This window comes from Streptomyces sp. DSM 116795 (assembly GCF_055792905.1).
Genome location: NZ_CM147707.1, coordinates 5,078,693 through 5,092,696, shown reverse-complemented (window position 1 = coordinate 5,092,696; position 14,004 = coordinate 5,078,693). Strand labels below are relative to the sequence as shown.

Genomic DNA, 14,004 nt, shown 5'->3' with positions numbered 1-14,004 from the left:
GCCCTCCACCGACAACACGGCAGGCCTGTGGACAACCAGGGCAACCCGTTCCGATGCCGGGGCCGGGCACCTCCCGGACCGAGTCACGGACCGCGTCACGGGACGCCTCATGTACCGCGTCGCGGGACGCGTCACGGACCTTGTCACGATCACATGTCGAACCCTTGTGCTGACGCGGTGCGGTCCTTTCTCATGTCGGATGTAATCGTTACCACGAGGATCGGGATCCAAGGCGGGCGCGGCAGTTGACCAGCATCAAGGACGTTGCATCACGCGCGGGCGTCTCGGTCGCCACGGTCTCCCGGGTGCTCAACGACCACCCGGCCGTGCGTCCGGACACCCGCTCGCGCGTGCTGACCGCCGTCACCGAACTCGGTTACCGTCCCAACGCCGTCGCCCGCTCGCTGAGGACGCATCAGACGCGCACCCTCGGTCTCGTCATCAGCGACGTGCTCAACCCGTTCTTCACGGAGCTGGCCCGGGCCGTCGAGGACGCCGCCCGTGAGCGCGGCTACAGCGTCATCATCGGAAACGCCGACGAACGCGCGGCACTTCAGGAACACCACGTGCGCACGCTCCTGGAGCGCCGCATCGACGGGCTCCTGGTCTCCCCCACCGACGGCGGCAACGCGATGATCCGGGACGCGGCTGCCGCGGGCACCCCCATGGTCTTCGTCGACCGCTGGATACGCGGCCTCGACGTCCCCGTCGTGCACGCGGACGGACGCGGCGCCGTCCACGATCTCGTCGCGCACCTGTACGCACTGGGCCACCGGCGCCTCGCCATCATCGGCGGCCCCAGCGAGACCACCACCGGCGACGAGCGCGTGGCCGCGTTCCGCGCGGCGCTCGACGCGCACGGGCTGCCGCTCCCGCAGGAGTACACGGGCCAGGGCGACTTCCAGACCGAGAGCGGCAGACGGGAGACGGCGGCCTTCCTCGATCTGCCCGAGCCCCCCGAGGTCGTCTTCGCCGCCGACAACCTGATGGCACTGGGCGCGATGGACGAACTGCGCCGCCGCGGACTGCGCGTTCCCGGCGACATCGCACTTGCCGCGTTCGACGACATCCCGTGGTTCCTGCACACCGATCCGCCCATCACCGCGATCGCACAGCCGACCGGCGAGCTGGGACACCGCGCCGTGGAAGCCCTGATCAACCTCGTCGAGGGCCGCAGCGCCGAGTCCGTCACCCTCACCGCCCGCCTTGTCACGCGCCGCTCCTGCGGCGAGAGCGAAGGGAAGAACCGTTGAGCACGCCCGACCCCCCACCGTCTCGGGAGTTGCTGCGCACCGAGGGCATCCGCAAGACCTTCCCCGGAGTGGTCGCCCTCGACGGCGTCGACTTCGATCTGCACGAGGGTGAAGTGCACGTACTGCTGGGCGAGAACGGCGCCGGCAAGAGCACCCTCATCAAGGTCCTCTCGGGCGTCCACCGCGCGGACTCCGGACGCGTGCTGCGCGACGGGAAGCCCGTGCGCATCCACAGCGCGGGCGACGCCGAACGTCTCGGAGTCGCCACCATGCACCAGGAGTTCAACCTGGTGCCGCATCTCAGCGTCGCCGAGAACATCTTCCTCGGCCGGCAGCCCCGCCGCTTCGGGCTGCTCGACCGCGCCCGCATGAACGCCGGCGCCGCCGAGGTGCTCGGCCGCGTCGGCGTGGACATCGCGCCGGACGTGCCCGTACGCGAACTGGGCGTCGCACGCTCGCAGATGGTGGAGATCGCCAAGGCGCTGAGCCTGCGCGCCCGCGTGCTGATCATGGACGAGCCGACGGCCGCGCTCACCGCCGACGAGGTGGAGAAGCTCTTCGACCTCGTACGGCGGCTGCGCGCCGACGGCGTCGGCATCGTCTTCATCACCCACCACCTGGAGGAGATCGCCGCGCTCGGCGACCGCGTCACCGTGCTGCGCGACGGGCGCAGCGTCGGACAGACGCCGGCCTCGACGCCGCGCGACGACCTCGTACGGATGATGGTGGGGCGCAGCATCGAGCAGCAGTACCCGCGGAACACCGGTGCGCCCGGCGGTCAGCGGGACGCCGGGGCCGGCGCGCCGCTGCTGCGCGTCTCCGGGCTGGGACGCGCGGGCAGCTTCTCCGACGTCGGCTTCGAGCTGCGCGCGGGCGAAGTCGTGGGCCTGGCAGGGCTGGTGGGCGCCGGACGTACGGAGGTGGCGCGGGCGGTCTTCGGCGCCGACCCGTACGACTCGGGCACCGTGGAGGTGCAGGGCAAGCGGCTGCGCCGGCACGACATCAACGCCGCCCTCGCCGCCGGCGTCGGGCTCGTCCCGGAGGACCGCAAGGGCCAGGGTCTGCTGCCGGACGCCTCCGTGGAGGACAACCTCGGGCTGGTCACGCTGCGCCGGGCCAGCCGCGCCGGCATCGTGAACCTCTCCGGCCAGCAGGCGTCCGCGGGCCGCATCGCCGAGCGGCTGGGCGTACGCATGTCGGGGCTCGGTCAGCGCATGGGCACCCTGTCCGGCGGAAACCAGCAGAAGGTCGTCATCGGCAAGTGGCTGCTCGCGCAGAGCAGAGTGCTGATCCTGGACGAGCCGACGCGCGGCATCGACGTCGGCGCGAAGGTCGAGATCTACGAACTCGTCAACGAACTCACGGCGTCGGGGCACGCCGTGCTGATGATCTCCAGCGATCTCCCCGAGGTGCTGGGCATGAGCGACCGCATCCTCGTGATGGCCCAGGGCCGCATCGCGGGCGAACTCGGCGCGCGGGAAGCGACGCAGGACGCCGTGATGCGGCTCGCCGTCGGCACCGCGCACGAGCAGGGCACGTCCGAGCCCCCCAACTCGCCCGCGTCGTCCGCGTCGTCGGTGTCCCACACCTCGCCGGCATCGCCCGCATCGCCCGCATCGAAGACCAAGGACAAGGAGGGCCCCCGTGGCCACTGACATCCACAGCAGCAGCGGGCAGGGCCACGGGCACGGGCAGCGGGGACAGCAACGCCCGGGCAAGGACCCCTCGGACGGCCGGGGTCCCGCCGGCGCCCTGCGCGATGCCAAACCGGTGCTGCGCAAGGTACTGCTGGAGAACGGCGCGCTGAGCGGACTCGTCGTGCTGACCGTCGCGCTGGCGGTCATGTCGCCCGACTTCCTCAGCACGCAGAACCTGCTGAACGTCGGCGTGCAGGCCGCCGTCACCGCGATCCTGGCCTTCGGCGTGACCTTCGTCGTCGTCGCGGGAGGCATCGACCTGTCGGTCGGTTCGGTCGCCGCCCTCTCCGCGATCATGCTCGGCTACACCTCGACGAAGGAAGGGCTGCCGGTCTGGATGTCCGTGCTGCTCGCGGTCGGTACGGGCGTCGCCTGCGGCCTCGTCAGCGGCGGACTCATCGCCTACGGCAAGCTGCCGCCGTTCATCGCGACCCTCGCGATGCTCTCCGTCGGGCGCGGCCTCTCGCTCGTACTCTCCGAGGGCACCCCGATCGCGCTTCCCGCCTCCGTCGCCACGGTCGGCGAGACGCTCGGCGGCTGGTTCCCCGTGCCGCTGGTGGTGCTCGTGGTGATGGGCGGCATCACCTCGCTGGTGCTCGCCCGTACCTACAGCGGCCGTTCGATGTACGCGATCGGCGGCAACGAGGAGGCCGCGCGGCTCTCCGGAATCCGGGTGCGCCGTCAGAAGCTCGTCATCTACGGGCTCTCCGGCGCCTTCGCCGCCGTCGCCGGAATCGTGCTGGCCTCGCGGCTGGCCTCCGCGCAGCCGCAGGCCGCCACAGGGTACGAACTGGACGCCATCGCGGCCGTGGTGATCGGCGGCGCGAGCCTCGCGGGAGGCGTCGGAAAAGCGTCCGGAACGCTCATAGGCGCCCTGATCCTCGCAGTCCTCCGCAATGGGCTGAATCTGCTGGAAGTCTCGATTTTCTGGCAACAGGTCGTTATCGGGGCGGTGATTGCTCTTGCGGTGCTCCTCGATACACTCCGTCGTCGCGCATGATCTCTGTGTGCGTTCGCGGGACAGCACGCCGTTCGTTTCACTGCCGTCGACTGCAAGGAATGCAGCAATGAGCAAGAGGAAGAGGAAGAGCACGTTTGCCGTAGTGACAGCTGCGGCTCTGATATGTGCCGCTGCCACGGGATGCGGCAGCGGCTCGGCGAAGTCCGGGGAGAAGAAGGACATCAAGCTGGGTCTGGCCCTCTCGACCCTGGACAACCCGTTCTTCGTGGAGATGAAGAAGGGCGCGGAGGCAGAGGCCAAGGCTCACGGAGCCACGCTGAACGTCCAGGACGCCCAGAACGACGCGTCCCAACAGGCCAACCAGCTCCAGAACTTCACCAGCCAGAACGTGAAGTCGATCATCGTCAACCCCGTCGACTCGGACGCCGCAGCGCCCCCCGTCAAGGCCGCGGCCAACGCCGGTATCCCCGTCGTCGCCGTCGACCGTGCTGTCAACAAGGCGAAGGTCGAGACGACCGTCGCCTCCGACAACGTCTCCGGCGGCAAGAAGGCGGCCCAGCAGCTCGCGAAGCAGCTCGACGAGCAGGGCAGCATCCTCGTCCTGCGCGGCCAGCCGGGCACCTCCGCCTCCCGCGAGCGCGGCAAGGGCTTCATGTCCGCGATCAAGAAGTACCCGGACATCAAGGTCGTCGGTAAGCAGTCCGCCAACTTCGACCGCGCCGAGGGACTCGACGTCACCACCAACCTGCTCCAGTCCCACCCGGAGGCCACCGGCATCTTCGCCGAGAACGACGAGATGGCCCTGGGCGCGATCAAGGCACTGGGCAGCAGGGCCGGCAAGCAGATCAAGGTCGTCGGCTTCGACGGCACCCCTGACGGCTTCAAGGCCATCGAGAAGGGCACGCTCAACACCTCGATCGCCCAACAGCCCGCCGAACTGGGCAAGATGGCCGTGCGCAACGCCATCCGCAAGATCGAGGGCAACGACCCGGACGAAGAGATCATGGTCCCGGTCGTGACCGTGGACAAGAGGAACGTCAGCCGGTACTCGTGACCGGCCGGCCCACCCGGGCCGATCGCTCGCGGGTCGCGGGGTCGCGGGGTCGCGGCGGCCGACGGGCAACCGGCCGCCGCCGCCCCGCCGCCGCCCGGCGGGCGGGCGGGCGCAGGCCAGGCGTGCGCAGGCCGGAGCCGTATCGAACTGCAGCTGGAGAAGGAGCTGGCGCCCTATGAAGAAGTCGGGAATCCTCAACCGTCATCTCGCGGGCGCGCTGGCGATGCTGGGCCACACCGACCGCGTCGTCGTCTGCGATGCGGGGCTCCCGGTGCCGGTCGCGCCGGGCTTGATGGTCGTCGACCTCGCCTTCCGCGCGGGTGTGCCGGCCTTCGCCGAGGTGCTCTCCGGCCTGCTGGACGAGCTCGAGATCGAGGGCGCCACGGCCGCCTCCGAGATCAAGGAACACAACGCGGAGGCGTCCGCCCTCCTCGACGGGCTCTTCCCGTCCCTGGAACTCGTCCCGCACGAGGCGTTCAAGGCCCGGACCCGTCAGGCGCGCCTCGTCGTCCGTACGGGCGAGGTCCGTCCGTACGCGAACGTGATGCTGCACTGCGGAGTGCCGTTCTAGTGCCGTGACCGGCACTCCGCCGGGGCGGGAACCGATGGCCGGGAACCCGATGGCGCGGGGAGCGCGGTGCGGGCAGGATCGCGGGATGCCTCATCTCGGACTGGTGACCGTCGTCGTGCCCGACTACGACGCGGCCATCGCCTTCTACGTGGACGCTCTCGGCTTCGAACTCGTCGAGGACACACAGCTGGAGGACACACGCGTCGACGGCGGGAAGCGCTGGGTGGTGGTCGCCCCGCGGGGAGCGCGGGAGGCCCGGGTGCTGCTCGCCCGTGCCGACGGGCCCGAGCAGAGCGCCCGGATCGGGGACCAGACCGGAGGACGCGTCGGCTGGTTCCTCGACACCGAGGACTTCGACGGTGACTACGCGCGCATGCGGGCGGCCGGGGTCGTCTTCGAGGAAACGCCGAGGGACGAGCCGTACGGGAAGGTCGCGGTCTTCCGGGACCCGTACGGGAACCGCTGGGACCTGATCCAGCCGGACCGGGCCGCGTCCCCGGAGCCGGCTCCGTGGCCTGCCGCCGGCCGGATCGCGACCGCCCGCCTGGCGCTGGAGCCGCTGCGCGTCTCGCATGCTCCGGAGGCGTTCCCGGTGCTCGCCGACGAACGCCTGCACACCTGGACCGGCGGATCGCCTCCCTCGATCGAGGAACTCGAAGCCCGCTATCGGCGGCAGTCCGCCGGACGCTCGCCGGACGGGGACGAGGGATGGCTGAACTGGATGCTCCGCCTGCTGTCCGACGGGCAGCTGGTCGGCACGGTGCAGGCCACGCTCCACCGCACGGCCGCCGGACGCCTCACGGCCGAGGTCGCCTGGGTGGTGGGCACCGGCCACCAGGGAAACGGCTACGCACGCGAGGGCGCACTCGCCATGGCGCGGTGGCTTCGCGACCACGGTGTGGACGCGCTCGTCGCCCACGTACACCCGGACCACGCGGCGTCGGCCGCGGTCGCCCGCGCCCTGGGCCTCAACCCGACGGACACCGGGGTCGACGGGGAGACCCGCTGGACCGGCGAGGGCTGGTGAAGGGGAACCGCTTTCGCTGTACGGATGCGCTCTGTGCCTTTCCCCACGTCCGAACTTCCCCTTGTGCAGGGCACTTTGCAGCTGTCTAGACTGTTCGAGGTTTCGAACTGGCCGCCCGGGGGGCGGTGTACGGGGGGAGTTGACGGTGGGTTACACGCTGCCGGAGTGGGCCGACGAGGTCCTGGACTACATCGGGATCAGTTTCCCGAACGTGGACGAGGACGATTACCGCGAAATGGCCAGCGGGCTACGGGAGTTCGCCGAAAGCATCGAGGACCACGGAGCCGAGGCCCACCGCGCGATCCAGCGACTGCTCTCCTCCGGCGAAGGCGCTGCCGCCGACGCCCTCGAAGCACACTGGGGAAAGGTCAAGGGCAAACATCTCCAGGACGTCGCCGACGTCTCCCGCACCTTCGCCGACGCCATGGACGTGGTCGCCGGACTCATCGAGGGAATGAAACGCAAAGCCGAGATCGAACTCGGCGTCATGGCCGCCGCGGTCGGCATCTCCCTCGCAGCAGCCGTCTTCACCGGCGGCCTGTCGGCCCTGGGCGGCGCCGCGGCCAGCGCCGCCTGCCGGGAGGCGATCCGCCGCGCCATCAAGGAAGCCTCCGAGGCGATCGTGGAGGAGCTCGTCGCGAAGCTGACCGAGCCCGTGGTCGCGAAACTGGAGAGCAAAGCCGCCGACCTCCTCGTCGAGCTCGGCTCCGAGGCACTCGGCCTGCCCGGCGGCGACGGCCCGCCCAAGGGCAAGGACGCCACCCAGCTCAACTCCGCACCCGGCTCGGCCGGTTTCGGCTCCGGCCCCGGCAAGACCGGCAAGGTCAAGGTCGACCACGACGAACACGAAACAGCCGCCACCAGCCTCGCCGGCCTCGGCTCCAAGATGGACTCCGGCGCCCTGTCGAAACTGGACCGCGCCGACTCCAGTCACGGCCGCGTCCGCGGCAAGGACGCCTTCACCGCCCCCTTCGACGCCCTCATCGACTCCGGCGTCAAAGCCGCCAAGAAGGCCGGCCCCGCCCTGCGTGACCACATATCCGACGGCATGACCCGCGCCATCCGCACCACCTCCAAGAACCACAAACGCAACGAAGACTCCATCGTCGACGACCTCAAAGGCATCAACTCACGCACCGACGGCAAAGGCCCCGGCGGACAGCGGGGCGGACCGAACGCGGCGGGCAAGGACGCACCCGGCAAGAACAAGCCCCCGTCGCCGGAGCTTTCGGCGAAGGGCCGCAACGCCTCCGACAAGTGCCTGGGCGGCGACCCGATCGACATGGCCACCGGGGAGGTCTTCCAGCACCAGACCGACCTCACCCTCCCCGGCGTACTGCCGCTGGTCATCGAGCGCACCCACATTTCCGGCTACCGCAACGGGTACTTCTACGGCCCCTCCTGGGCCTCCACCCTCGACGAACGCCTCGAAGTCGCCGAGGACGGCAGAGAGTTGTGGTGGCACCGCACCGACGGCTCCTCGCTTCGCTACCGCCACGCCCCGGACATGATCGGCGAACAGGTCCACCCCTATGAGGGCCACCGCATCCCCCTGACCTGCGTGCAGGGCTCCAGCAGCTGGGACCTGGCCGTCACCGACCCCCGCACCGGCCTCACCCGCCGCTTCCTGCCTCCCGAGGACGGCACGTCCGGCCTGTGGTGGCTGGCGGAAATCGAGGACCGCAACGGCAACGGCATCAGCATCGACCGGGAGCCCGACGGCACCCCCACGGCCGTCCGCCACGACGGCGGCTACCACGTCGACATCGCGTCCGAGGACGGCCTCGTCACCTCGATCGCGGTCCGCACCCCCGACGGCCCGACCCAGGTCAAGTCCTACGACTACGACGACGACCGGAACCTGACGCACATCGTCAACTCATCCGGCCTGCCCATGGTCTTCGGCTACGACGCCGACCACCGCATCACGTCCTGGACCGACCGGAACGACTCCACCTACCAGTTCGTCTACGACGAACGCGGCCGCGTGACGCGGACGGTCGGCCCCGAGGGCTACCTCTCCTCACAACTGGAGTACGACACCGCCCAGCGCATCACCCGCTACACCGACTCCCTCGGCGCGGTCACCACGTACCACCTCAACCACCTCGGCCAAGTCATCGCGGAGACGGACCCGCTGGGCAACACGGTCCACAGCGAATGGGACCGCCACGACAACCTCTTGTCCCGCACGGACGCGCTGGGCCACACGACCCGCTTCGACTGGGCGGACAACCATGTCGACCTCCTCGCGGTCCACCGCCCGGACGGCACGACGACTTCAACCGTCTACAACGGCCAGCACCTCCCGGTGGAGATCACGCTGCCGGACGGCGCAGTCTGGCGGCACGAGTTCGACGCTCGCGGCAACCGCACGGCTGTGATCGCGCCCGACGGCGTCATCACCCGCTACACCCACGACTCCACCGGTGCCATCGCCACCATCGCTCATGGGCTCGGAGCCGAGGCACGAATACTCAGCAACCCAGCTGGTCTCTCCCTGACGGTCACCGATCCTGTCGGCGCCGAAAGCGTCTTGACCAGGGACGCCTTCGGACACCCGATCAGCGTCACCGACGCGATGGGCGCAACAACCCGACTGGAATGGACCGTTGAAGGCAAGCCCTCACGTCGCCTCGCACCGGACGGCACCGACGACACCTGGACCTGGGACGGGGAAGGCAACTGCCTCACCCATACTGACCCCAACGGGGGTGAATCCCACTTTGAATACACGCACTTCGATCAGCTGGCCGCCCGTACCGGGGCTGACGGCGCCCGTTACGAGTTCTCGTACGACACGGAACTACGCCTGACCCGGGTCACAAACCCGGGCGGCTTGACCTGGGATTACACTTACGACCGCGCCGGACGCCTGCTCGCCGAGTCCGACTTCGATGACCGCGAAGTCACCTACAAACACGACGATGTAGGCCAGTTGATCTCTCGTACTACACCCCTCCGCGAGACGATCGACTACGTGCGCGACGCTCTGGGCCGCACCACAGCCAAGAACGCCGCCGGCAAGATCACCCACTACACGCACAGCGCCACTGGCCGCGTTGTACGCGCCGTATCCGATGAATCCAGTCTGCACCTCGAATACGACCCCGTCGGGCGGCTGTTGGCCGAGACCGTCGAGGGCCGCACCACCCGCTACACCTACGACCAACTCGGCCGACGCACCTCCCGATCCACGCCCACCGGCGCGGTCAGCACCATCACATATGACGGAGCAGGAAACCACACCTCGCTCGCCGCCGACGGACACCTCATCGGCTTCGCCCGCGACGCGAACGGCCGGGAACTGGAGCGCACCTTCGGCGACACCGTCGCCCTGACATCAGTCTGGGACCCGCTCGGCCGCCTCACACGCCAGGAGGTGGTCGCCAACTCCCGTACTGAGCGCGCCCGTTCCTACACCTACCGCCCCGACAGCCACCTCATCTCCATCACCGACGAGGCTACGGGCGTGAGCCAGCGCATGGGGCTCGACCCTGTCGGCCGCCCTCTCACTGTCACAGCCGACGGCTGGCAGGAGTCCTACGCTTACGACCAGGCCGGCAACCAGACGGAAGCCCACTGGCCAGAAACAGCGGGGCAGGCGACAGCGCGCGGTGAACGCATCTACACAGGTACGCGCATCGTCTCTGCGGGCAATGTGCGTTACGAACACGACGCCGCCGGACGCATGACCTTGCGCCAGAAACCGCGCCTCTCGCGAAAGCCGGACACGTGGCGCTACGAATGGGACGCCGAGGACCGGCTCACCTCCTGCATTACCCCAGACGGCATCCGCTGGACCTACACCTACGACCCTCTCGGCCGACGCACCGCGAAGTACCGCCTCGATGCCGACGGTTCACCTGTAGAGGCTGTGTACTTCTCGTGGGATGGCACCCGCCTCGCCGAACAGTCCGACACCTCCACTGGGGTTACCCTCACCTGGGACTACGAAGGCCGCCGTCCCGTGAGCCAGTACGAACGCAAACACCTCACCCAGGACCAGGTCGACTCACGCTTCTTCGCCATCGTCACCGATCTCGTCGGAACCCCCACCGAACTCGTCGACGAACAAGGCGACATCGCCTGGCACACCCGCACAACCCTCTGGGGCACCACCACTTGGAACCGGGACGCCACCGCCTACACACCGCTCCGCTTCCCCGGCCAGTACGCGGACCCCGAAACGGCCCTCCACTACAACTACTTCCGCCACTACGACCCCGAAACCGCCCGCTACATCACTCCCGACCCTCTCGGTCTTGATCCGGCACCCAATCCTGTCGCGTACGTGACCCATCCCTACGTACAGACGGACGTACTGGGCTTGGCACCGGACGAAGGGTGTTCAAAAAAGAAGCGCGGCCTTCTCGGCAGGCTCTTCGGCAAACGTGAGGCCCCCGAGCCCCCTGCACCGAACGCCACCGTCGGTGACCTCCGCGGCGTCCCACATGACAACGTCGATGACGACGGGAACTGGAACTACGACCCCCTGAAGAGGGGCATTCAGAGCAGCCTGGACGACGATGCCCTACTCCGGGCAGTGTTCGAACCCGACGATGAGTATCGAACCTTCATGACCATCCACGGCGACGGCCATATGATGGAAGGGAACCACAGAATGGCAGAACTAATAAGTCGCGCAGAAAATCCGAACAACAAGAATATTGAATGGGATACTCCAATCTATATCCGCGGATTCAACGAGTAAGCAGACATGCGCATGATTCGTAGGTGCGCCGCCCGCCTGGCGACGAGGAGAATCAAACGACTTTCTCCCACAGACATTACAGCCCTGACTGCCTCAGCTGTAAGGAGAGGTGCAGAGCATCAAGGTAACGAGGCCTGGCTACGAGACAACGTGAAGAGCATTACGCACGCCTGGCTGATTCCGATTCCCGAAGGGGTCCTGCGCTCAGGGGACGTGCGCTGCATGGTCATCCTGTCGGGCCGTAGCCGAGTCGTCTGGATGACTGTCGATGTCTCGCCGTGGCATCACTTCTCACTGCGATCCATGAGCAGGATGGAGTCCACCAAAATGATCACAGACTTGGGTTCGAGATTTCCGGTGGTCAAGTGGGACGGCACCCTCTCGGACTGAGTATCCAGAGGATACGGCTGCCAACCTCGCACCGAGCAGCCAGTTCTCTGGGCCGGCAGAGAACCTCTTCGCCCAAGGGTTGGCCTGACGCGGGCGACCGCCCGCATCTGTACCGCTGCCGCCCCGATCCGTACCGCTCGTCCGCGGTAACCCCGACTCCCCCGCCCCGTTGGGCAGTTCAGGATGCCGGACGGATGCCGGGCGGAGGGTGCGCGCATGGGTGCAGGTGAGGGTGGCGGCAGTGCAGGGGCCGGGCGGAGGGACTACACGACGGACGGCGCGGACAAGTCCGGGTGGGATCCCGGGCTGGAGGACGACTCGGGCGCCGTCGTGAAAGCCGTCGGGCGGCAGATCAAGCTGTGGCGGGAAGCGGCCGGGCTGACGCAGGCCGAGCTGGGGGCGGCCATCGGGTACGGGGAGGATCATGTCTCCTCGGTCGAGCGCGGAAGACGCGTACCCAGGCCGGAGTTCCTGGAGTCGGCGGATCAAGTGCTCGACGCCGAGGGCAAGTTGGCGGCCATGAAGGGTGACGTGGCCGAGGCCCGCTACCCGAAGAAGGTGCGGGACCTGGCCAGGCTGGAAGCGGAGTCGGTGGAGTTGGGGGCGTACGGCAACCACAACATGCACGGGCTGCTGCAGACCGAGGAGTACGCGCGGGCGCTGTTCCGGATGCGCCGCCCCGCGTACGGCGATGACGACCTTGAGCGGTATCTGGCCGCCCGCATGGCCCGGCAGGAGATCCTCACCAGGACTCCCCCGCCCACCCTCACCTTCGTACAGGAAGAGGTCACGCTTCGGCGTCCCATCGGGGGCAGGGACGTGCTGCGGCGGCAGCTCCAACATCTGTTGCAGATCGGCCGGTTGCGGCACGTGGAGATGCAGGTCATGCCGACCGACCGGGAGGATCACGCGGGATTGGGAGGCCAGCTCCAGGTACTCAAGCTCAAAGACGGGGCCACTGTCGGGTACTCAGAAGCGCAGTTGATCACGCACCTCATCTCCGACCCGAAAGAGGCTCAGGTGCTGGAGCTGCGGTATGGAATCATCCGAGCTCAGGCTCTCAGCCCACGGGAGTCGCTGGCCTTCGTCGAGAAAGTGCTTGGTGAGACATGACTTTGAAACCCTCTGACGGGTTCGGCCTGCACTGGATTAAGAGCAGCTACAGCGGCAGCGACAACAACGACTGCGTCGAAGCCGCAGCCACACCCACCACCGTCCACGTCCGGGACTCCAAGGACACGCAAGGCGCACGGCTCACGTTCGCGGCCCACGCATGGGCGGAGTTCGTCTCGTACGCGGCCCCTCGCTGAGAATCGGCGCGCTGAGAATCGACGCGGCCACTGGGCCGACTTCAAGGGCCCGGTCGCGGATCACCGCTGCCGGGCCCTGTCACGTCGCGCGACGGTTCAGGGCCGGTCCCGGTAACTAGAGCCCCGGGGTGCCCACTGCTCCGAGATCTCCTGGGCCAGCTCCAGCGCCTCCTCCGCTTCGGAGATACCGGGAACGGGTTGCTGCGAGCTCTGCGTCGGGGAAGGCGTGGCCGAGGGGGTATTCGGGGGCGGCGTACTGGAGGGGGCCGGCTTCGGCGGGGCCTTCGTCTTGGAAGGCTTGGCGGAGGAGGGCGGCGCAGACGGTGTGGGCTCACGGGGTACGGCCGAGGCGGGGACCCTGTTCTGCGAGATCGGCTCCTCGTTCTCGTCACCCCCGTACAGCAGGGCGCCTGTTGACACCCCCGCACCGAGGAGGAGGAGCACCGCCCCCACAGCGATCCGCATCGGCACGCGGGTGCGGAGGAAGTTCAATCGGAACGAGGCCGACGGGGCTGACGGGGCCGGGTAGGAGACCCGATAGAGGTCGTGGCCACAGTCTCGGCAGGATTCGGACGTCGCGGGTGATCGGGTTCCGCATCGCGGGCATGTGGTCGGCATGCTCACACTCCAGAACAGTTATGGGGGGGTCACACCACTAACCGCTTACGCATGTGTACCCGCGGACACTAGCGGCGTAACCGTCGGTAACAAGACCCCCCGGGGCCCGGTGACTTGGCATCGGACGACGACTCGCTTGTCGCCAATTTTCCGATGACAGCGGGGCATTGGGCCCGCCAGCCGGACCGAGGGCCCGGACCCTTCGCCGGCCCGGCGGCCCGGCGGCCCGGCGGCTCACCAGCTCGGCGGCTCCGCGGGCGGAGTCCGTCTCGCACACCCGCGCGGGCACCCGCGCGTCGCGTGGCGCAGGAAGATTTCTAGGGGCCCGGCTGCCGTGCTCCAACGGCCGGGCCCCTGTGCCCCCCTCGGCCTCTTGCATCCCCCCAAGAGGCCCAAGCACCAGGTAAGA

General features: G+C 68.6%; 7 protein-coding genes and 2 pseudogenes. All 9 read left to right on the top strand.

Going from position 1 to position 14,004, the window contains the following annotated elements; genetic code table 11:
* The first annotated feature begins 245 nt into the window (after positions 1–245).
* The 9 genes and pseudogenes from ACSMXX_RS21945 to ACSMXX_RS21905 all read left to right on the top strand — a co-directional run bounded on the left by ACSMXX_RS21945 (position 246) and on the right by ACSMXX_RS21905 (position 12,977).
* Entirely contained in the window at positions 246–1,253 is a 1,008-nt protein-coding gene (locus tag ACSMXX_RS21945; protein WP_473180402.1) for a LacI family DNA-binding transcriptional regulator, read from the top strand.
* Positions 1,250–2,908, top strand: a complete 1,659-nt coding sequence (locus tag ACSMXX_RS21940) for a sugar ABC transporter ATP-binding protein (protein ID WP_473180401.1) — start codon at positions 1,250–1,252, stop codon at positions 2,906–2,908. Before ACSMXX_RS21945 ends, ACSMXX_RS21940 begins: the two co-directional genes overlap by 4 nt.
* Before the next feature lie 97 nt (positions 2,909–3,005).
* A pseudogene (locus ACSMXX_RS21935) lies at positions 3,006–4,965 on the top strand (ABC transporter permease/substrate-binding protein).
* 175 nt (positions 4,966–5,140) lie between these two features.
* Positions 5,141–5,536 (top strand): D-ribose pyranase, encoded by a 396-nt coding sequence (gene rbsD / locus ACSMXX_RS21930; RefSeq protein ID WP_473180400.1) that lies wholly within the window; start codon positions 5,141–5,143, stop codon positions 5,534–5,536.
* Between the two features lie 85 nt (positions 5,537–5,621).
* A pseudogene (locus ACSMXX_RS21925) lies at positions 5,622–6,017 on the top strand (VOC family protein); the annotation flags it as partial.
* On the top strand, positions 6,006–6,563 hold the full coding sequence (locus tag ACSMXX_RS21920) for a GNAT family N-acetyltransferase (RefSeq protein ID WP_473184907.1): 558 nt from the start codon (positions 6,006–6,008) through the stop codon (positions 6,561–6,563). The pseudogene ACSMXX_RS21925 and the gene ACSMXX_RS21920, both read left to right, overlap by 12 nt.
* A 145-nt stretch (positions 6,564–6,708) precedes the next feature.
* The gene (locus ACSMXX_RS21915; protein WP_473180399.1) at positions 6,709–11,277 is read left to right on the top strand and encodes a DUF6531 domain-containing protein; all 4,569 of its coding nucleotides are present in this window, start codon (positions 6,709–6,711) and stop codon (positions 11,275–11,277) included.
* Positions 11,278–11,883: 606 nt separating this feature from the next.
* Positions 11,884–12,780 carry a helix-turn-helix domain-containing protein gene (locus ACSMXX_RS21910; RefSeq protein WP_473180398.1) on the top strand — a complete coding sequence of 299 codons (897 nt, stop codon included), beginning with the start codon at positions 11,884–11,886 and terminating at the stop codon, positions 12,778–12,780.
* On the top strand, positions 12,777–12,977 hold the full coding sequence (locus ACSMXX_RS21905) for a DUF397 domain-containing protein (protein WP_473180397.1): 201 nt from the start codon (positions 12,777–12,779) through the stop codon (positions 12,975–12,977). The genes ACSMXX_RS21910 and ACSMXX_RS21905 overlap by 4 nt, the downstream gene beginning before the upstream one ends.
* Positions 12,978–14,004 lie beyond the last annotated feature (1,027 nt).

What these genes read in the sequence shown, in the direction of transcription:
- rbsD (WP_473180400.1), top strand. Translation starts at nt 5,141, where the DNA reads ATGAAGAAGTCGGGAATCCTCAACCGTCATCTCGCGGGCGCGCTGGCG.
- ACSMXX_RS21910 (WP_473180398.1), top strand. Translation starts at nt 11,884, where the DNA reads ATGGGTGCAGGTGAGGGTGGCGGCAGTGCAGGGGCCGGGCGGAGGGAC.
- ACSMXX_RS21905 (WP_473180397.1), top strand. Translation starts at nt 12,777, where the DNA reads ATGACTTTGAAACCCTCTGACGGGTTCGGCCTGCACTGGATTAAGAGC.